The 17554-nt window shown below is 69.6% G+C and carries 21 protein-coding genes and 1 pseudogene; 13 read left to right on the forward strand and 9 right to left on the reverse strand.

All coding sequences use genetic code 11. The features are described from left to right. The first annotated feature begins 105 nt into the window (after positions 1-105). The 4 genes and pseudogenes from DFP88_RS06515 (at position 106) to DFP88_RS06530 (ending at position 3128) form a co-directional block, all read left to right on the forward strand. Entirely contained in the window at positions 106-1314 is a 1209-nt protein-coding gene (locus DFP88_RS06515) for a flagellin (protein ID WP_110813650.1), read from the forward strand. Positions 1315-1423: 109 nt separating this feature from the next. Then, positions 1424-1822: a flagellar biosynthesis regulator FlaF gene (flaF, locus tag DFP88_RS06520; RefSeq protein ID WP_110813651.1), complete on the forward strand. Its 399-nt coding sequence runs from the start codon at positions 1424-1426 to the stop codon at positions 1820-1822. Further along, positions 1822-2214: pseudogene (flbT, locus tag DFP88_RS06525) on the forward strand (flagellar biosynthesis repressor FlbT); the annotation flags it as partial. The gene flaF and the pseudogene flbT, both read left to right, overlap by 1 nt. 119 nt (positions 2215-2333) lie before the next feature. Then, entirely contained in the window at positions 2334-3128 is a 795-nt protein-coding gene (locus DFP88_RS06530; RefSeq protein WP_110813653.1) for a DUF1217 domain-containing protein, read from the forward strand. Between the two features lie 7 nt (positions 3129-3135). Here DFP88_RS06530 and purU read toward each other — a convergent pair whose 3' ends face one another. The 5 genes from purU to DFP88_RS06555 all read right to left on the reverse strand — a co-directional run bounded on the left by purU (position 3136) and on the right by DFP88_RS06555 (position 8336). Further along, positions 3136-3984, reverse strand: coding sequence for a formyltetrahydrofolate deformylase (gene purU, locus DFP88_RS06535; protein ID WP_110813654.1), 849 nt, complete (start codon positions 3982-3984; stop codon positions 3136-3138). Positions 3985-4078: 94 nt separating this feature from the next. Then, positions 4079-5383, reverse strand: coding sequence for a TRAP transporter large permease (locus DFP88_RS06540; RefSeq protein ID WP_110813655.1), 1305 nt, complete (start codon positions 5381-5383; stop codon positions 4079-4081). Further along, entirely contained in the window at positions 5380-5895 is a 516-nt protein-coding gene (locus DFP88_RS06545) for a TRAP transporter small permease (RefSeq protein ID WP_110813656.1), read from the reverse strand. The genes DFP88_RS06540 and DFP88_RS06545 overlap by 4 nt, the downstream gene beginning before the upstream one ends. Positions 5896-5899: 4 nt before the next feature. Further along, positions 5900-6883 (reverse strand): TRAP transporter substrate-binding protein, encoded by a 984-nt coding sequence (locus DFP88_RS06550; protein ID WP_110813657.1) that lies wholly within the window; start codon positions 6881-6883, stop codon positions 5900-5902. A gap of 112 nt (positions 6884-6995) precedes the next feature. After that, positions 6996-8336 (reverse strand): FliI/YscN family ATPase, encoded by a 1341-nt coding sequence (locus DFP88_RS06555; RefSeq protein ID WP_110813658.1) that lies wholly within the window; start codon positions 8334-8336, stop codon positions 6996-6998. Positions 8337-8447: 111 nt separating this feature from the next. Here DFP88_RS06555 and DFP88_RS06560 point away from each other — a divergent pair, with 111 nt between their 5' ends. The 9 genes from DFP88_RS06560 to DFP88_RS06600 are packed head-to-tail and all read left to right on the forward strand — an operon-like array spanning position 8448 to position 13045. Continuing rightward, on the forward strand, positions 8448-8828 hold the full coding sequence (locus tag DFP88_RS06560) for a FlgB family protein (protein ID WP_110813659.1): 381 nt from the start codon (positions 8448-8450) through the stop codon (positions 8826-8828). A 3-nt stretch (positions 8829-8831) separates the two neighbouring features. Then, the gene (gene flgC / locus DFP88_RS06565; protein ID WP_110813660.1) at positions 8832-9224 is read left to right on the forward strand and encodes a flagellar basal body rod protein FlgC; all 393 of its coding nucleotides are present in this window, start codon (positions 8832-8834) and stop codon (positions 9222-9224) included. A 30-nt stretch (positions 9225-9254) separates the two neighbouring features. Further along, complete coding sequence (fliE, locus tag DFP88_RS06570; RefSeq protein ID WP_110813661.1) at positions 9255-9551, forward strand: flagellar hook-basal body complex protein FliE; 297 nt, start codon at positions 9255-9257, stop codon at positions 9549-9551. Further along, on the forward strand, positions 9551-9820 hold the full coding sequence (locus tag DFP88_RS06575; RefSeq protein WP_110813662.1) for a flagellar biosynthetic protein FliQ: 270 nt from the start codon (positions 9551-9553) through the stop codon (positions 9818-9820). The genes fliE and DFP88_RS06575 overlap by 1 nt, the downstream gene beginning before the upstream one ends. Positions 9821-9824: 4 nt before the next feature. Continuing rightward, the gene (locus DFP88_RS06580) at positions 9825-10541 is read left to right on the forward strand and encodes a flagellar hook-basal body complex protein (protein ID WP_110813663.1); all 717 of its coding nucleotides are present in this window, start codon (positions 9825-9827) and stop codon (positions 10539-10541) included. Positions 10542-10553: 12 nt separating this feature from the next. Further along, complete coding sequence (gene flgG, locus DFP88_RS06585; protein WP_110813664.1) at positions 10554-11339, forward strand: flagellar basal-body rod protein FlgG; 786 nt, start codon at positions 10554-10556, stop codon at positions 11337-11339. Beyond that, positions 11336-11752 carry a flagellar basal body P-ring formation chaperone FlgA gene (flgA, locus tag DFP88_RS06590; protein ID WP_110813665.1) on the forward strand — a complete coding sequence of 139 codons (417 nt, stop codon included), beginning with the start codon at positions 11336-11338 and terminating at the stop codon, positions 11750-11752. Before flgG ends, flgA begins: the two co-directional genes overlap by 4 nt. A 28-nt stretch (positions 11753-11780) precedes the next feature. Then, entirely contained in the window at positions 11781-12512 is a 732-nt protein-coding gene (gene flgH / locus DFP88_RS06595; protein WP_110813666.1) for a flagellar basal body L-ring protein FlgH, read from the forward strand. Positions 12513-12523: 11 nt separating this feature from the next. Then, a complete protein-coding gene (locus DFP88_RS06600; protein ID WP_110813667.1) occupies positions 12524-13045 on the forward strand; it encodes a flagellar basal body-associated FliL family protein in 522 nt (173 codons plus the stop codon). A gap of 71 nt (positions 13046-13116) precedes the next feature. On the opposite strand, the gene DFP88_RS06605 is transcribed toward DFP88_RS06600, so the two are convergent. The 4 genes from DFP88_RS06605 to flhA are packed head-to-tail and all read right to left on the reverse strand — an operon-like array spanning position 13117 to position 17459. Next, entirely contained in the window at positions 13117-13503 is a 387-nt protein-coding gene (locus tag DFP88_RS06605; RefSeq protein WP_110813668.1) for a hypothetical protein, read from the reverse strand. Further along, the gene (locus tag DFP88_RS06610; RefSeq protein ID WP_110813669.1) at positions 13500-14585 is read right to left on the reverse strand and encodes an EscU/YscU/HrcU family type III secretion system export apparatus switch protein; all 1086 of its coding nucleotides are present in this window, start codon (positions 14583-14585) and stop codon (positions 13500-13502) included. Before DFP88_RS06610 ends, DFP88_RS06605 begins: the two co-directional genes overlap by 4 nt. After that, positions 14582-15364, reverse strand: coding sequence for a flagellar biosynthetic protein FliR (locus DFP88_RS06615; protein ID WP_110813670.1), 783 nt, complete (start codon positions 15362-15364; stop codon positions 14582-14584). Before DFP88_RS06615 ends, DFP88_RS06610 begins: the two co-directional genes overlap by 4 nt. A gap of 10 nt (positions 15365-15374) precedes the next feature. Further along, positions 15375-17459 carry a flagellar biosynthesis protein FlhA gene (gene flhA, locus DFP88_RS06620; RefSeq protein ID WP_110813671.1) on the reverse strand — a complete coding sequence of 695 codons (2085 nt, stop codon included), beginning with the start codon at positions 17457-17459 and terminating at the stop codon, positions 15375-15377. Positions 17460-17554 lie beyond the last annotated feature (95 nt).

The raw sequence follows: 17554 nt of genomic DNA on the forward strand, positions 1-17554 counted from the left end.
GCAGCCGGCCCGACCGATAGTCAGAACGGCTGAAATCGTCGCCGCATGCCGGCGACACATGCCATCGGCGTAAAACGCGCCCTATCAACAGGACCACATACACCCATGTCCAGCATTCTGACCAACAACGGGGCGATGGTCGCCCTGCAGACCCTCAAGAGCATCAACAACCAGCTCGGCGACACCCAGTCGGCCATCTCGACCGGCAAGAACGTCGCCACCGCCAAAGACAACTCGGCCGTCTGGGCCATCTCGAAGGTCATGGAGTCCGACGTCAAGGGCTTCAAGGCGATCTCCGACTCGCTCTCGCTCGGCGAAAGCACCGTCGCGGTCGCACGCCAGGCGTCGGAGACGGTCACCGATCTGCTCACCGACATGAAGGGCAAGATCGTCGCCGCCCAGGAAGACAACGTCGACCGGGCGAAACTGCAGGCCGACGTCGCCGCGCTGCGCGACCAGATCACCTCGGTGGTCGGCGCCGCCCAGTTCAACGGCCTGAACCTCGTCAACGGCACCTCGGGCAACGTGGACGTCCTGTCCTCGCTGGACCGCGATGCCTCCGGCGGGGTTACCTCCTCCACCATCACCGTCAACCAGCAGGACCTCTCGGTCGGCGGCTATACCGCCAAGGCCGTTCTGGCCGGCTCCGACGGTGCCTCGGCGAACAACGACACCGCCAGCTTCACGCTGGACAACACCAGCGGCACCGGCACGCTGGTGATCGACGACAGCGCGGATGCCTTTGCCGCCGGTGACAGCGTCTCGCTGAGCATCGGTGACACCAAGGTGACCTATACCGTCACCGCCGACGACGTCGCGGCCACCACGACGGCCGATATCGTCGCCGTCGGCCTGAAGAACGCCGTCGACAAGCTGGGCAACCCGGACCTGACGGTGGATTACGACAGCGGCACCCCCGGCACCCTGGCCTTCACCAACGCCGGCGGTGACGACCTGGTCGTCTCGGCGCAGTTCGAGAACGCTGGTTCGGGTGGCCTCGGTACGCTGGCCAGCATCGATGTCTCCTCGGCCGCGGGTGCCACCGCTGCCCTGGGCACCATCGAAGGGCTGATCACCACCGCGGTCGACTCTGCCGCCGCCTTCGGTTCGGTCCAGGGCCGGATCGAGATCCAGGCCGACTTCATCAGCAAGCTGTCCGACTCGCTGAAGTCCGGCATCGGCTCCATGGTCGATGCCGACATGGAAGAGACCTCGGCCCGTCTGCAGGCCCTGCAGGTGCAGCAGCAGCTGGGCGTCCAGTCGCTGTCGATCGCCAACCAGGCGCCGCAGTCGGTCCTCTCGCTGTTCCGCTAAGGCACGGCTTACCGGGGGCGCCCTCGCGCGCCCCCGGTCCCCCCATTCCTGTCTCGTCAGCGGCAAAGCCGCCCTTCCGGCGCATTTTCGTCCTGAAAGGACCTGACCCTTGAATTTCGTCCAGCAAGCCCGACAGGCCTACGGCGCCAGCAATGCCGTCATCCGCTCTGCCCGCTCGGCCGAGCACCAGATCCTCGCCGAAGCGACCGCACGCCTGCGCGCCGCCGTCGACTCCGGCTTCTTTCCCTCCATCGCCAAGGCCATCCACGACAATCGCCGTCTCTGGACCCGGCTCGTCGCCGATGTGGCCGATGACGACAACGGGCTGCCGGCCGAGCTTCGCGGTCGGCTGTTCTACCTGGGCGAATTCACCAACAGCCATTCGCGGGCCGTCCTTGCGGGCAAGGCGCATGCGGGCGTCCTGGTCGAAATCAACACCGCGGTGCTGCGCGGGCTGAGCGGCCAGCAGGCCGGCAGCGCGGCCGCCGTGCCCAGCGAGGTGGCGTGATGACCGGCCTTGTCCTCAAGCTCGGCCCGCAGGAGCGTGTGCTGGTCAACGGCGCGGTGATCGAGAACGGCGACCGCCGGTCGCGCCTGTCGATCCTGACGCCGAACGCCAAGATCCTGCGCCTGCGCGACGCCATCCGCCCCGGCGAGGCCGATACCCCGGTCAAGCGCGTCTGCTACATCGCCCAGCTCGTGCTCGCCGGCGAGGCGACCCCGGCCCAGGGCCATACGCAGATGATCAGCGGGGTGGAGCAGCTGAGCCAGGTCCTGACCGATCCGGACAGCCGCGCCCTTCTGTCCGAGGCGACCACCGCCCTGCGCGCGGGCGAGACCTATCGCGCGCTCAAGCGGTTGCGCGCGCTTCTGCCGCGCGAAGAACGCCTGATGGCGATGTCCCGGAGCGCTCCGCCGGCCCCCGCGCGGCCGGAGCTGGGACCGGAGGTCGACATGGCCCGACAGTTCGCCGCCGAGCTGTGCGACGAGGATGCCGCCCGCCGGGCGGGTCGCGCATCATGAGCTTCCAGCCGGTCCTGCCCCTTTCGGGCTATACCGGCTGGCGGTTTCTCCAGCGCACGCTGGACAGCCAGCAGGAGGCCTTCTCGAACAGCGGCCCCGTCAAGACCGCGGCCGAGTATTTCCGCGAGAACATCTCCAAGGCGGCCACGGCAGAGGACCTCGTGGCGGACCGCCGCCTTCTGGGCGTGGCCTTGGGCGCCTTCGGGCTGGACGAGGATATCGACGCCAAGGCCTTCATCAAGAAGGTCCTGGCGGAGGGCACGCTCGAGAAGGACGCCCTGGCGAGCAAGCTTTCCGACAAGCGCTACGCCCGCCTGGCCGAGGCCTTCGGCTACGGCAATGCCGGCCCGCGCGTCTGGATGGAGGGCTTCGCCGATGAGATCATCGACAAGTACCAGGCGAAGCAGTTCCAGGTCGCGGTCGGCGAGCAGAACGAGTCCCTGCGCCTCGCGCTGAACGTCACGGCCGGTCTCGAGGAGATCGGTGCCGCGGAGAAAACCGACAACGCCGCCTGGTTCGGCATGATGGGCAATGGCCCCCTGCGGGCGGTCTTCGAAGGGGCGCTGGGCTTTCCCAAGTCCTTCGGAAAGATCGACCTCGATCAGCAACTGGACCAGTTCAGGTCCCGCGCGCAGTCCACCTTCGGCACCTCGGACATGGCCGAGATCGCCGGCGATCCGCAGCTTCAGGAAAAGCTGGTCCGGCTCTACCTGATCCGGAGCGAGGCTTCGGCCATGACATCCCTGAGCGGCGCGAACGCCGCCCTGACCCTGCTGTCGAACCTGCGCTAGCCCGCCGCTACTTGGCGAAGACCACGGTGCGGCTGCCATTGATCAGCACCCGCCGTTGCAGGTGCAGCGCCACGCCCCGCGCCAGAACGCGCCGCTCGATGTCGCGGCCCTTGGCGACGAGGTCCTCGGGCGTGTCGGCATGGGTCACATGCTCCACGTCCTGGCTGATGATCGGCCCCTCGTCGAGATCCTCGGTGACGTAATGCGCCGTCGCGCCGATCATCTTCACGCCGCGGGCATGGGCCTGATGATAGGGCTTCGCGCCCTTGAAGCCGGGCAGGAAGGAGTGGTGGATGTTGATGCAGCGCCCCGAGAGAAAGGCGCTCATCTCGTCGGAGAGGATCTGCATGTAGCGCGCCAGCACCACCAGCTCGGCGCCGGTGTTGTCGACGAGATCGCGGATCTGCGCCTCCTGTTGCGGCTTGGTCTCCCTGGTGATCGGCAGGTGGTGGTAGGGCACATCGGCGGGCAGATCGGCGCTCAGCGCTTCGGCAGGGTGGTTGCCGGCGATGGCGACCACCTCCATCGGCAGCTCGCCCATGCGCTGGCGGTACAGCAGGTCGACCAGGCAGTGATCGAACTTGGACACAAGGATCATCACCTTGGGCAGGCGCTGGGCCGAGACCAGCTCCCAGCGCATGCCGAAGGCCGTGCCGATGCCGTCCATCTTGGCGCGGAAGGGCGCGGCATCCTCGTGGCAGCGGAAGGCGACCCGCATGAAGAAGGTGCCGGTCTGCGCGTCGTCGAACTGCCGCGCCTCGGTGATATCGCCGCCGGTATCGGCCAGGGCGGTCGCCACCGCCGCCACGATGCCGGGGCGGTTCTGGCAGGTCAGCGTCAGGATCTCGTGGGTCATGGCTCTTCCTTCTGGCCTCCTCCCCTCGTGCCCCGGGGGCCTCCGCCGGTCTGATGCGGAAGCGACCCTTCCGGGGCGGAGGGCGAAGCAAGCCTTAGTCGATCATCGTCTCGGGCAGAAGCAGGGCGATCTGCGGAAAAGCCACGATCAGCACCAGCGCCACCAGCATCGCGCCCCAGAAGGGCAGCACGCCGGCGAAGATGCGGCCCAGCGGCACCGAGGGCGCCACCGATTTCACGATGAAGACGTTCACCCCCACGGGGGGCGAGATCAGCCCCATCTCCAGCACCAGCACCGCCAGAACACCGAACCAGATCGGATCGTAGCCCAGCGCGATGATCACCGGAAAGAAGATCGGCAGCGTCAGGACCAGCATCGCCAGCCCCTCGAGGAAACAGCCGAGGACGAGGTAGCACAGCAGGATCAGCGACAGCACCGCGAGCGGCGGCAGGGCCAGCCCCTCGAGCAGGGCGCCGAAGCTGGCGGGAATGTGGCTGAGGGCGAGGAAGGGGTTGATCAGATGCGCCGAGATCAGGATCAGCATCACGGTCGCCGTCGTCACCACGGAATCGCGCGTGGCGCTCCACAATCGGCGCAGCGAGAGCTGGCCCAGCACCGCGCCGAAGAGGATCACAAGCCCCGCGCCCACGGCCGAAGCCTCGACCGGGGAGAAGAGCCCGCCGTAGATCCCGCCTATGGTCAGCGCGATGACCGAGAGGATCGGCAGCGCGCCGATCAGGGCGCGCAGCTTCTCGGCGCCGGTGGTGCGCGGCCCGGTCGGGCCGAGGCCGGGGCGCAGGCGGCAGAGTAGGCTAATCGTCGCGATGAAGAGGGCCAGCAGCAGCAGGCCCGGCAGCACGCCGGCCAGGAACAGCCGGCCGATGCTTTGCTGCGTCAGGATCGCGTAGATGACGAAGCCGGTCGAGGGCGGGATCAGGATGCCCAGCGTGCCGCCCGCGGCCACGGCGCCGGTCGAGAGCCGGCTGTCGTAGCCGTAGCGATCCATCTCGCCCAGCGAGACGCGCCCCATTGTCAGCGCCGAGGCGACGGAACTGCCCGAGAGCGCCGCGAAGCCGCCGCAGCCCAGCACCGTCGCGGAGGCGAGGCCGCCGCGGACCTGCCCGATGATGGCATAGGCGGCATCGTAAAGGCGCCGGCTCATGCCGGTTTCGGTGGCGACATTGCCCATCAGGATAAAGAGCGGCACCACCACGAGCTCGGCCGAGGAGGCGAGCGTGAAGCTTTCCGATCCCAGCAGGCTGAGCGCGCTGGTCAGGCTGTCGAGCGCCCAGATCCCGCCGAAACCGACGGCGAACATTGCGAAGGCCACGGGCACCCGCAGCATCAGCAGCAGGAACAGCAGGGCGAGGCCGGAAAGCCCGATGGCGGTATCGGTCATCGCGGCGCCTCCTGCGCGGTGTCCCAGCGCGGCGGGCTGCGGCGGCTGGCGACCTCGGCGGCGCGCAGCAGCATCGCCAGCGCGGTCAGGCCCGAAAAGGCGCAGACCCCCCATTGGAACCAGGCCTTCGGCAGGTCGATGATGTTGCTGCGCAGGTTCAGCATCAGGCTGAGCCGCGCGCTGTCGTAGACCGTCCAGGCGATGCCCGCGAAGATCGCTGCGCCCAGCAGCGCCGAGGCGATGTCCGAGGCGCGGTTCAGCCATGCGGGAAAGCGCGGCTCCAGCAGGTCGACCGAGATATGCCCGCCCAGCCTGTCACAGAGCGCCATGCCGCCGAAGACGAGGACCGTCATCGCCATGGTCGAGACGTCCTGCGCCCCGCGCAGCGGCGCGCCGAAGTAGCGGCCCAGGACATCGACGAGGATCACGCTGACCTGCACGATCAGCGCGACGGATCCGATCAGGGCGGACAGGCCGATCAGCCTGTCCGCCAGCCATCGCAAGGACGTCACGCGGTCACTCGCCCTGCATCACCGAAAGGACCTCTTCGCCGCCGATCTCGGCGACCACCTCCTGCGTCACCGGTTCCGTCAGCGCGCCGAAGGCGGCGGCCTCTTCCTCCGTCAGGGTGATGACGGTCGCGCCCTCGTCGGCCTGAAGCGAGGCGAGGACCTCGTCCGCCTTGGCGTACCAGCCCTCTTCGGCCGATCGCGACAGCGGCCGGAAGGTGACGGTATCCAGCGCCGCGCGGCCTTCGTCGGGCAGGCCGTCATAGACCGCCTCGTTCATCGCGAGGAAGAAGGAGACCCGGCCCAGCGGCGCACCGTAGGTGTAGCTGTCGGCCACCTCGTCGAGGCGGAAGTCGGCGACCGCGCTCGATCCGGTGACGATGCCGTCGATCAGCCCGGTGTCCAGCGCGTTGTACATCTCCGAGGCGGACATCTGCACCGGGATACCGCCGAGCGATTCGATCACCGCCGCCCCGACGGAGCCGGCGACGCGGATCTTCAGCCCCTCCACGTCCGCGGGCGTGCGGATGTCGTGGCCCTTCATGATGAAGATGTTCGGCTCGGAGGTCCAAAGCGCGATCGGAAGCGTGTAGGGAAACTCGTCCCCCAGAAGCCCGGCCTCCCAGGCGTCGTTCAGCGCCTCGGCGCCGGTGCGCCCCTCGGGGATCGCGCCGGGCAGTTCGGAGATCATCGTCAGGGGAAACTGGCTGGAGGTATAGCCGGGCACGCCCCAGGCGATATCGGCAACGCCCTGCAGCACGCGGATATACTGCTCCAGCGGGCCGGCGCCCAGCTCTCCGCCGGGGTAGGTGCGGATCGTCACGTCGCCGCCGGCGGCGGCCTCGGTCAGGGGATCGACGACCGCGGCGGTGATCGTATGCACCGGTGGCACCCAGTGGGCGAGCTTCAGCTCGGCCTGCGCCTGGGCGAGGGCAGGGACGAAAGCGAGGGCGGCGGCCACGGCGAGGCGGGCTCTGCGCTGGTGGATCATCGTGCGGTCTCTCGTGTCGGTGACGGCTTCGAGGTGCAGCCTTAGCGTGCCTGCCCCCGAAGGTCCCCCGCCGAAATCCTCATGTTAACTATGAGGAGGGGCCGCGCACCGGTCAGTCCTTGCGCCGGGCCGGAGCGCGGGCCTGCGCAAGGACCTGCCGCAGGACGGTGAAGGACGAGGAGATCGCCGGATCGCCCTTGCGCGCCAGAAAGGCGTCCAAGGCGCCATGGCAGGTGATGGCGGCATCCACAGCCGGGTCCGAGCCGGCGGTATAGAGACCGGCCTGGATCATCAGCTCGGCCCGCGCATAGGCGCCAAGGTGGCCCCGCGCCTCGCCGATCAGCTGGTTTTCCGCCGCTGTCGCCGCCGCCGGAAGCGAGCGCGAGACCGAGCGCAGCAGGTCCACCGCCGGAAAGCGCCCCCGCTCGGCGATGGCGCGGTCCATCACGACATGGCCGTCGAGCACGCCGCGCAGCCAGTCTGCCACCGGCTCGTCCATGTCGCTGCCCGCGACGAGGACCGAGTAGATCGCCGTGATGTCGCCCTGACCCTCGGTGCCGGGACCGGCCCTTTCGCACAGCGCGGCGATGGCCGGCGCGGTCGAGGCAGGAAAGCCGCGCAGGGCCGCGGGCTCGCCCGCCGCGGCAGCGACCTCGCGATGCGCCTCGGCAAAGCGGGTGACGCTGTCGATCAGCAGCAGCACCTGCCGCCCCTCGTCGCGGAAATGTTCGGCCACCGCCGTCGCCGCCAGCGCGCAGCGGCGCCGCGTCTGCGGCGCGCGGTCCGACGTCGCGGCGACGACGACCGCGCGGGCCATGCCCTCGGGGCCCAGAACCTCCTGCACGAAGTGCCGCAGCTCGCGCCCCCGCTCGCCCACGAGGCCGATGACGATGACGTCCGCCCCGACGCCGCGCGCCAGATCGGCCAGCAGCGTCGACTTGCCCACGCCCGAGCCGGCGAAAAGGCCGATGCGCTGGCCCTGGACCAGCGGCAGCAGCGTGTTGAAGACGGCCAGCCCGGTCGACAGGCGGCTGCCCATGGGCCGTCGCGCCTGCGGCGGCGGCGGCGCGGCCTGAAGGCGCCGGGGCCTTGCGCCGGGCAGCAGCGGCAGGCCATCCAGCGGCGCCCCGTCGGGATCGACCACGCGCCCGATCCAGCTGTCGTCGGGGGCGAAGACCGGCGCGGGCTCCATCTGCACCAGATCGCCAAGCGTCACCCCCTCGGCCGATCCCTCGGGCAGAAGCTGCACCCGCCCCTCGGCGATGCGCACGACCTCGGCGGCGATGCGCCCGGCGCCGTGGCGGATTGTCACCCGCGACCCCAGCCGCGCCATCGGCAACAGCCCCTCGGCCTCGATCACGGCGCCGGCGGCGCCGGTCACCCGCCCCGCCGGCCGCTCGGCCCCCGCGCGTTCGATCGCGGCGATGACGCGTCCGATCAGCTCGTCGTCCATCTTCGGCCTCCTGCCTCTCCGTTGCGGCGGCTGCGCCCCTGGCTTGCGAACCCGTTCTTAAAGAATCGGCCTTAAGGCTGGGTTGAGGCAGGAAGCCGAGGGAGAAGCCCCGTGTATCAGTCGCTCGACATGTTCAGCACCTCCATGGCGATGGCGCGCCATGCCGGTGCGCGGCAGGCCGTCTCCTCGGCCAATGTCGCCAATGCCGACACGCCCGGATTTCGCGCGCAGGCGCTGCCCGGCTTTGCCGAGGCCTACGACAGTCCGGTCGGCCGGCTTGGCCTGCGCCAGACCCGGGCGGAGCATCTGGGCATCGGCCAGGGTCACCTCGCGCTCAAGGTCGCCGATGCCGGCGGCGAGGCCGCGCCCAACGGCAATACCGTCTCTCTCGAGACCGAGATGCTGACCGGCGCCGAGATCCGCTCCGAGCACAATCGCGCCCTCGCCATCTATCGCCATGCCATCGGCCTGATCCGTACCAGTCTGGGGTAAACGATGACCGATTTTTCCAATGCCATGTCCGTCGCGGCCAGCGGGATGCGCGCCCAGTCGGGCCGCATGCGCTTCATCTCCGAGAACATCGCGAACGCCGACACGCCCGGCTATCACCGCAAGACCACGACCTTCGAGCAGGAGGTGTCGCGCGCGGCGCCCGAGGGTGCCGTCAGCCTTGGCCGCCTGCGCCTCGACCAGACGGAGCTGGACCGGATCTACGACCCCGCCCACCCGATGGCGGACGGCAGCGGCCACTACGACGGCTCCAACGTCGATCTGCTGGTCGAGATCGCGGACAGCCGCGAGGCCTCGCGCAGCTACGAGGCCAATCTCAAGATGTTCGACCAGGTGCGCCAGATGAGCGCCTCTCTTCTCGAAATCCTTCGCAAGTAACGCAGCCCTTTTTTCGTCAGGAGGACCAGGATGGAACTCGGATCTCTCGTCGCCCAGGCCTACCGCGGCACTCGGCAGAGCGTCTCGGCCGAGATGCCGCAGCCCCCGCGGGACGAGGCCGCGAACCCGGCCGGCGCCGCCGCGGCCGAATTCGTGCGCACCCTGCGCGAAAGCGATGCCACCGCGATGCAGTCGATGACCGGCAGCGGCGATCCGCATGCGCTGGTGCAGGCCCTGTCGCAGGCGGAACTGGCCGTCGAGACGGTCGTGACCCTCCGCAACAAGGTCGTCGAAGCCTACCAGGAAATCCTCAGGATGCCGGTCTGATGCTGAGCGAGAGCGAATTCTACGACGTGCTGCGTCAGGGCCTCTGGGTGGCTGTGGTCATCTCGATCCCGGTGCTGGCCGTGGCGCTGGGCGTCGGCCTGATCATCGGCCTATTCCAGGCGCTGACCTCGATCCAGGAGGCGACGCTGACCTTCGTGCCGAAGCTGGCGGCGATCGCCGCGGTCTACTGGGTGACCATGGGTTTCATGACCGAAAGCCTCGTGTCCTACTTCCAGGACACGCTGCTGCCGCGGATCGCGGGGGTCTAGGCGCATGGAGAACAGCACCTACGCCACGCTCACGCGCCAGTCCGGCCTGCAGGCCCAGATGCGGGTCCTTGCCAACAACATCGCCAATGCCGGCACCACCGGCTACCGCGCCGAGGGGGTGATCTTCTCGGAATACGTCGCGCGGCTGGGCGATGACGCGCCCTCACTGTCGATGGCCGCCGCCCGCGTGCGCCAGACCGATACCTCGCAGGGCGCGCTGACGCAGACGGATGGCGCCTTCGACCTGGCGATCGAGGGCGAGGGGTTCTTCGCTATCGAGACGCCCGAGGGGCAGCGCCTGACCCGGGCCGGCAACTTCGGCCCCAACGAGAACGGCGATCTGGTGACGCCCGACGGCTACCCGGTGCTCGACGCCGGCGGCGCGCCGCTTTTCGTCCCGCAGGGGCAGGGGCCTGTCGGCATCGGCGCCGACGGCACTGTCTCGGTCGAGGGGCGCCCGGTGGGGCAGGTGGGGGTGTTCCGCCCGCTCGACCCCTTGGCGGTGACCCGCGGCAGCGGCGTGATGTTCGACGCCGGCGGCGCGGTCGAGGCGGTGCCCGACCCCGCCGTGCTCCAAGGGTACCTCGAGGAATCGAACGTCGATCCGGTGGTCGAGGTCGCCCGCATGATCGAGGTCCAGCGCGCCTACGAGCTGGGCCAGGGCTTTCTCGACAAGGAAGACGAGCGGATCCGCAGCCTGATCCGCGCCGTCAGCAAGTAAAGGAGACCGCCGATGCGTGCCCTTCAGATCGCCGCCGCCGGCATGACCGCGCAGCAGACCCGGGTCGAGGTCATTTCCAACAACCTCGCCAACATGAGCACCACGGGCTACAACGCCCGCCGCGCCGAATTCGCCGACCTGCACTACCAGCAGGTGGCGCGGCCCGGCACGATCAACGCCTCTGACGGCACGGTCCTGCCGACCGGCGTGCAGCTGGGCCTCGGCGTGCGGCCGACGGCGGTCTCCGTGATGCTGTCGCAGGGCACGCTGGCGCAGACGGGGGGCAACCTCGATGTCGCGATCGAGGGCGAGGGCTACCTCGAGGTGACGCTGCCCAGTGGGCAGCCGGCCTATACCCGCGACGGCGCGCTGAAGCTGTCCGCCGACGGGTTGATCGTGACCTCCGACGGCTATGCCGTGGCGCCCGACATCACCATGCCCGCCGATGCGCGCGACATCTCGATCAATGCCGAGGGCGAGGTCTATGCCTACTTCACCGACAGGGTAGAGCCGGAGCTGCTGGGCCAGTTCAGCATGGCCGGCTTCACCAATGCCAAGGGGCTCGAGGCGATCGGCTCGAACCTCTTCGTCGAAAGCCCCGCCTCCGGCCCCTCGCTGGTGACGACGCCGGGGCAGGACGGGCTGGGGACGCTGCGGCAGGGCTACCTCGAGGACAGCTCCGTCGATGCGGTCAAGGAGGTGACCGAGCTGATCCAGGCCCAGCGCGGCTACGAGCTGAACTCCAAGGTCATCACCGCCGCCGACCAGATGCTGGGCGCGATGGTGCAGATCCGATGATCCGCCGGGCGCTCCTGGCCTGCCTCTGCGCCGGGCCTGCCATGGCCGATACGCTGGTTGCCGCGCGCACGATCCCGGCCGGGCAGGTCATCGCCGAAGGCGACCTGCTCCTGCGCGGGCAGGAGGTGCCCGGTGCCCTCACCGACAAGGCCTCGGCCGTGGGGCAGGAGGCGCGCGTCGCGCTTTACGCCGGGCGGCCGATCCGCGCTGGCGATCTCGGCGCCCCTGCCGTGGTGGAGCGCAACGAGACCCTGCCGCTGATCTACGAGAACGGCGCGATCACCATCACCACCGAGGGGCGGGCGCTGGATCGCGCCGGCCTCGGCGACATGCTCGACGTGATGAACATCTCGTCGCGCACGACGGTCCGCGCCCGGATCGGCCCCGACGGCGGGGCCTATGTCACGCCGTGACCCATTGCCGCACAGAAGGAGCGACAGAATGCGCTTTCCTGCTCTAGCCCTCGCCCTGGCCGCCCTTGCCGGCTGCGGCAGCGCGCCCATCGGGCGCGAGCCCGACTTCACGCCGCCGCAGGCCGGGGCCGAGGCGACGGCGATGATGACCTACTCGCTGCCGCAGGAGGTCGCGGTGCCGCCGACGATGATCGGCCCCTCCGTCGCCTCGCTCTGGGACGGGGGGCGCGGCTCGCTCCTTGGCGACCGGCGGGCGATGCAGCGCGGCGACATCATGACCGTGGTGATCGAGATCGACGATTCGGCCTCCATCTCCAATTCCTCGGACCGCTCGCGCACGGCCAGCCAGGACATGGGCGTGCCCTCGCTCGTCGGGATCCCGCAGCGCCTGAACGAGCGTCTGCCCGAGGGGGCCACCCTCGACGCTGCTGTCGGGCTGAACTCCAACAGCAGCTTCGCCGGCGACGGCTCCGTCCGCCGCAACGAGCAGCTGGAGCTGCGGGTGGCCGCAACCGTGACCGATGTGCTGCCCAATGGCGTGCTGCAGATCGAGGGGCGGCAGGAGGTGCGGGTGAACTTCGAACTGCGCGAGCTGATCGTGACGGGCTACGTCCGGCCCGCCGATATCAGCCGCCAGAACGAGATCACCTACGATAAGATCGCCTCCGCCCGGATTTCCTACGGCGGGCGCGGCCAGATCAGCGACGTGCAGCAGCCGCGCTACGGGCAGCAAGTCCTGGAAAACGTCCTGCCGTTCTGAGAGGTGCGCCGATGATGAAAATCCTGATCCCCCTCGTGCTGCTGCTGGTGGGCACCGGCGGCGGCGTCGGCGCCGGCCTGATGTTGAAGCCGGCCGAGCCGGAGACCGTCCTGGCCGAGGCGCCCTGTGGGCCGCTTGCCGAAGGGCAGGGCGAGGCGGCGGTGCACGAGGCTGCGGCGCATGCAGAGGCGGCGGACGACGCCGACTCCACCAAGGCCTATGTCCGGCTGCAGAACCAGTTCATCGTGCCCGTGGTCGACGATGGCCATGTCTCGGGTCTCGTCGTGTTGTCGCTGAGCGTCGAGGTTCCGGAAAGCGGCAAGGAAGAGGTGCTGATGCGCGAGCCGCGGCTGCGCGATTCCTTCCTGCAGGTGCTCTTCGACCACGCCAATACCGGCGGCTTCGACGGCACCTTCACCGATACCGCGACGATGCGGGGCCTGCGGCAGGCGCTGACCCTTGCCGCGCAGGAGGCCGTGGGTCCCCAGGCCTCGAGCGTTCTGATCACCGATCTGGTGCGGCAGGACGTCTGAGGCGCGGCGGCGGCCCTGCCGCTGCCAGCCAGCCTTGGCCCACTGTGCCGCGCCGGCAAGGCGGCGCGGGCCTAGCGATCCTCTTTCCGCTGCGCGGCCTGCCGCCTTGCGCGGGCCTCGGCCTCAAAGAGATCCTTTGCAGCCTCGCGCCGCCCGAAGGCTTTGCGCAGCTCGGTCTCCTGGCCAGCGATCTCGGCCCGCAGGCGCGCGCGCTCCATGTTCAGGCTGGTGCGGCGCGTGTCGATCCAGTGCTGCCAGCGTTGATCGGCGCCCGCGCGATGCGCAAGGTCGTCGGCCCGCACCTCCAGCGCCCGCTCCCGTAGCTGCTCTGACAAGGTCTCGAGGGCTTGGCCGATCTCGGCATCGCGCCGGCGCAGCGCCGCCATGCGGCCCTGGGCCGCGTCGAAGACGGCGCCGGTCAATCGCCTCAGGGCGGCAAGATCATCGGCGCGGCTCATGGCGCGCCGCCCGCTGCCTTGCGCAGCTTCTCGGCGAAGCGGATCGCGGCGGCGACGGCGCGGAAATGCCTGCGCTCGATCTCGTCCCCGATCTCGAGCTCGGCGTGCAGCGCCCGCGCCGTCGGCGGATCGGAATGGATCGGAACCCCTGCCTCCGTTGCGGCCTCTCGGATTCGGGCGGCGATGGCGTCGACGCCCTTGGCCACCACATGCGGGGCCCGACCGGCGGCCTGGTCCCATCGCAGCGCCACGGCGTAATGCGTCGGGTTGACGACGACGACGTCCGCCGTCTGCACATCGGCCAGCATCTGGTTCATCGCGATCTGGATGCCTTTCTGCCGGCGCTGCTGCTTCATATGCGGATCGCCCTCGGCATCCTTGGTCTCATCTGTCAGCTCCTTGCGGCTCATCCGGTGTTTGCGCATGTGCTCGGCCCGCTGGAACAGGAAGTCCACGGCCCCCAGCGCCAGGGCGATCAGCACCACGATCCACAGCAGGCCAAGGCACAGCCGCCCCAGCTCTGCCGCGATCTGGCCGGGGGAGAGGGTCATCGTGCCGAGGATGCGGGGCAGCTGCCGTGACAGGTAAAGGCCGAGCACGACGGAGTAGAGCAGGAGCTTGGCGAAGCTCTTGGCGAATTCGAACAGCCCGGCGCGGCCGAACTTGTTCTTGACCCCCGAGATCGGCGAGATCCGGTTCAGCTTCGGCTCGAGCTTCGTCGGGGCGAAGACCAGGCTGCGCTGGGCGATGACGCAGAGCAGCGCGAGGGCGGCGGGAAGGGCGAAGAAGGGCCAGACCGTGCCCGCGGCCCGCCCGGCGAGCCCGCCCAGAAGCGGCGCCTGGCTGCCCGCGAAGACCACCGCCGCAAGCGCGGCGGCCTGGTCCAGTGGCACCGAGAGGGCCTGGCCCAGGCCCTTCAGCGCCGCAGGCCCCATGGCCAGCGCGCCGATCAGGAAGCCGGCATAGGCGGCGGCGGTCGTCAGATCGGCAGAGCGTGGGATCTCGCCCTTGCGCCGCGCGTCGTCCAGCCGCTTCTGTGTCGGCTCGTACTGCTTGTCTCCGCTGTCCTCGCCCTCGCTCATGGGGCGAAGGGGGCGGCGAGAAAGGCGTGCATCGCCTGCACCCAGATCGGCAGCATCAGCGGCGCGGCCAGCAACAGCAGCGCGAGCGAGCCGAAGGTGATCGCCGGCGCGCCGACGAAGGCCACCATGAGCTGCGGCATGGCGCGGTTAATCACGCCAAGGGTGATGTTGTAGATCAGCGAGGCGAGCACGAAGGGCGCCGCCAGTGTGAAGGCGAGGGCGAAGCTGCGCGAGACCTGGTCGAGGCCGGCGGCCCCGATGGTCGCCGGATCGGGCAGTTGGCCCGGCGGGATCAGCGCGTAGCTGTCGATCATATAGGCCGCGAGGCGCAGGTGAAGGCCCAGGATCGTCGCCAGCGCCAGCCCCGCGACGACGAGGATATGCCCGATCGCCGGCATCGCATCGAGACCGGCGGTGCCGCCGAAGATCTGCGACAGGGACGTGGCCTGCGCCGCGATGGTGCCGGCCATCTGCAGCACCATGACGAACAGCCGCAGCATCAAGCCCAGAAAGATGCCCGTCAGCAGCTCCGCCCCGCCGAGCGCCAGGAGCGGCAGCCCGTCACGTGGCACCGCGCCGAGGGGCGCCGCGGGGGCGACCACCAGGGTAAAGGCCAGCGCCAGGGCCAGCCGGACCCTGGGCGGGATCGCCTGCTCGCCGAAGGCGGGGGCCAGCGCCATCAGCGCCGCGATCCGCAGGAACACGATCAGCCCGGTCCAGAGGCCCGCCTCGGTCAGCCCTGCCAGCTCGAGAAGGGCGCGCGACAGCTCGGCGTTCATCCCGCGGGCCTCAGGCCGGGACCATGCCGACGACGGCCGGGCGCGCATCTACGCCCAGCTCGTCGAAGGACAGCACAGGGTTCGGCAGGCCGCGCGCCGCCATGACGGTGCGGATGAAGCGGCGCCGCTTCATCGTCGTGACCACCGCCGGGAATTGCCCGAGGTCGGCGGCGCGGGCGAGCTTCTCGGCGATGGCCGCGGCGAGACGGTTGAAGTCCTCCGGCGGCAGGGCGATGTCCGCCGGCCCGCGGTCGCCGCCGATCTGGTAGGCGGTGAAGCTGTCCTCCCATTCCGGGGCGAGCTGGATCAGCGGCACCGTGCCGTCGGGCCGCTTCAGCTCTGCCACCAGCTGGAAGCCGAGGCGCTGGCGCACGTGCTCCGTCACCCCCTCGACAGTCTGGTGCAGCTGGCGCCCCTCGGCCGAGGCCTCGAGGATCAGCGGCAGGTTGCGGATCGACACCCGCTCTTCCAGCAGCAGGCGGAGCACGGCCAGCAGGACCTCGAGCGGCAGCTTGTCCGGGATCAGCTCGTCGATCATCCTCCGGTTCTGCTCGGAGCGGGCCTGGTCCGAGAGGTTCGTCATCTCGTCCAGCAGGCGGCGCAGTGCCCGCAGGGTCAGCAGGCGCGGAAAGTTGCGCTTGATCACCTCGAGCAGGTGCGTCGCCAGCACCTCGGCGGGATAGACCGTCGTCATGCCCGCGACCGCAGCCTCTTCCTGCGCGTCGGGCGCGATCCAGCGCGCCGGGGCGCCATAGACCGGCTCCTTCACGTCCTCGCCATCCAGGGTTTCTGGCGGCGGGCCGGCGAGAAGGGCAAGGATACGGTTCGGGCGCAGGGTGTCCCGCTCCTGCTCGACCCCCTGGATCTTGACGACATAGGTGCCCGGCGGCAGCCCGGCGTCGTCGGTCAGGCGGATCTCGGGCAGCAGCACCCCGAACTGCGTCGCGACATGGTTGCGCATGTTGGCGATGCGCGCGTCGAGGCCGGTTCCTGGGTCGAGCACCATGTCCACGAGGTCCGGCGCGAATTCGACATGGATGTCGTCGAGGTCGAGCATGTCCCCGAGCGAGGTGCGGCGCGCCTCTTCCGCCGGGGGCTGCGCGGCCTCGGCCTCGGCCTGTCTCTGGCGCCCGCGCGAGACGGCGAAAGCGCCAAAGGCGAGGACCGCCGCCCCGAGCATGAAGGGCACGAAGGGCAGGCCCGGCACCAGCGCAAAGGCCGCCAGCAGGGCGGCGACGGTGGCAAGGGCCGCGGGATGCCGGCCCATCTGGTCCATCAGGGCGAGATCGGTCGACCCCGTTGCGCCGCCTCGGGCCAGCAGCAGCGCCGAGGCGATGGAGATGATGACCGCGGGGATCTGGCTGACGAGGCCGTCGCCGACGGTCAGGATGGCGTAGGTCTCGAAGGCGAGGCCGACCGGCATGCCATGCACCAGCGTGCCGATGATCAGCCCCATGACGAGGTTCAGGGCGGTGATCAGCAGGCCCGCGACCGCGTCGCCCTTCACGAATTTCGAGGCGCCGTCGAGGCTGCCGAAGAAGGTCGTCTCGGCCTGCTCGCGCTCGCGCCGGGTCTTGGCCTCGGTGTGGTCGATGGCCCCGGCGCTCATGTCGGCGTCGATGGCCAGCTGCTTGCCCGGCATCGCGTCGAGCGCGAATCGCGCGCCGACCTCGGCCATGCGGGTGGCGCCCTTGTTGATGACCATGAAGTTCACGATCAGCAGCACGCCGAAGACCACGAGGCCGAGCAGGATCTGCCCGCCCATGACGAACATGGCGAAGCCCTCGATCACCTCGCCGGCGGCATCCGTCCCGGTATGGCCCTGCCCGATGATCAGCTTGGTGGAGCTGACGTTCAGCGACAGCCGCAGCATGAGCGAGGCGAGGAGCACTGTCGGAAAGGCCGAGAAATCCAGCGGCCGCTCGATGAAGAGGGTGATCGTGAAGATCAGGATCGCGAGCGCGAAGCTGGCGGCGAGGCCGATGTCCAGCACGATCGAGGGCATCGGCAGGATCATCATCGCGATGATCGCCATGAGCGCGAGGGCCAGCAGGATCGTCGGCTGGAACATCATGCGGGCCGAGAGCGCCGGCATCGCCTACCTCCCGCTTTCGGTGGAGGGGCGGGCAAGGGCGCTGCGACCCCGACCGGAGAGGCGGCGACGGCTGGGCTGTCGTGTCATGATGACGC

The sequence above is a fragment of the Pseudoroseicyclus aestuarii genome (assembly GCF_003217255.1).
GTDB classification, from domain to species: Bacteria; Pseudomonadota; Alphaproteobacteria; order Rhodobacterales; family Rhodobacteraceae; genus Pseudoroseicyclus; species Pseudoroseicyclus aestuarii.

Coding starts and splice junctions, on each gene's coding strand:
- DFP88_RS06515 (WP_110813650.1), top strand. CDS start 106: ATGTCCAGCATTCTGACCAACAACGGGGCGATGGTCGCCCTGCAGACC.
- DFP88_RS06530 (WP_110813653.1), top strand. CDS start 2,334: ATGAGCTTCCAGCCGGTCCTGCCCCTTTCGGGCTATACCGGCTGGCGG.
- purU (WP_110813654.1), bottom strand. CDS start 3,984: ATGACCCACGAGATCCTGACGCTGACCTGCCAGAACCGCCCCGGCATC.
- DFP88_RS06540 (WP_110813655.1), bottom strand. CDS start 5,383: ATGACCGATACCGCCATCGGGCTTTCCGGCCTCGCCCTGCTGTTCCTG.
- DFP88_RS06550 (WP_110813657.1), bottom strand. CDS start 6,883: ATGATCCACCAGCGCAGAGCCCGCCTCGCCGTGGCCGCCGCCCTCGCT.
- DFP88_RS06555 (WP_110813658.1), bottom strand. CDS start 8,336: ATGGACGACGAGCTGATCGGACGCGTCATCGCCGCGATCGAACGCGCG.
- flgC (WP_110813660.1), top strand. CDS start 8,832: ATGACCGATTTTTCCAATGCCATGTCCGTCGCGGCCAGCGGGATGCGC.
- fliE (WP_110813661.1), top strand. CDS start 9,255: ATGGAACTCGGATCTCTCGTCGCCCAGGCCTACCGCGGCACTCGGCAG.
- DFP88_RS06575 (WP_110813662.1), top strand. CDS start 9,551: ATGCTGAGCGAGAGCGAATTCTACGACGTGCTGCGTCAGGGCCTCTGG.
- DFP88_RS06580 (WP_110813663.1), top strand. CDS start 9,825: ATGGAGAACAGCACCTACGCCACGCTCACGCGCCAGTCCGGCCTGCAG.
- flgG (WP_110813664.1), top strand. CDS start 10,554: ATGCGTGCCCTTCAGATCGCCGCCGCCGGCATGACCGCGCAGCAGACC.
- flgA (WP_110813665.1), top strand. CDS start 11,336: ATGATCCGCCGGGCGCTCCTGGCCTGCCTCTGCGCCGGGCCTGCCATG.
- flgH (WP_110813666.1), top strand. CDS start 11,781: ATGCGCTTTCCTGCTCTAGCCCTCGCCCTGGCCGCCCTTGCCGGCTGC.
- DFP88_RS06600 (WP_110813667.1), top strand. CDS start 12,524: ATGATGAAAATCCTGATCCCCCTCGTGCTGCTGCTGGTGGGCACCGGC.
- DFP88_RS06605 (WP_110813668.1), bottom strand. CDS start 13,503: ATGAGCCGCGCCGATGATCTTGCCGCCCTGAGGCGATTGACCGGCGCC.
- DFP88_RS06610 (WP_110813669.1), bottom strand. CDS start 14,585: ATGAGCGAGGGCGAGGACAGCGGAGACAAGCAGTACGAGCCGACACAG.
- DFP88_RS06615 (WP_110813670.1), bottom strand. CDS start 15,364: ATGAACGCCGAGCTGTCGCGCGCCCTTCTCGAGCTGGCAGGGCTGACC.
- flhA (WP_110813671.1), bottom strand. CDS start 17,459: ATGCCGGCGCTCTCGGCCCGCATGATGTTCCAGCCGACGATCCTGCTG.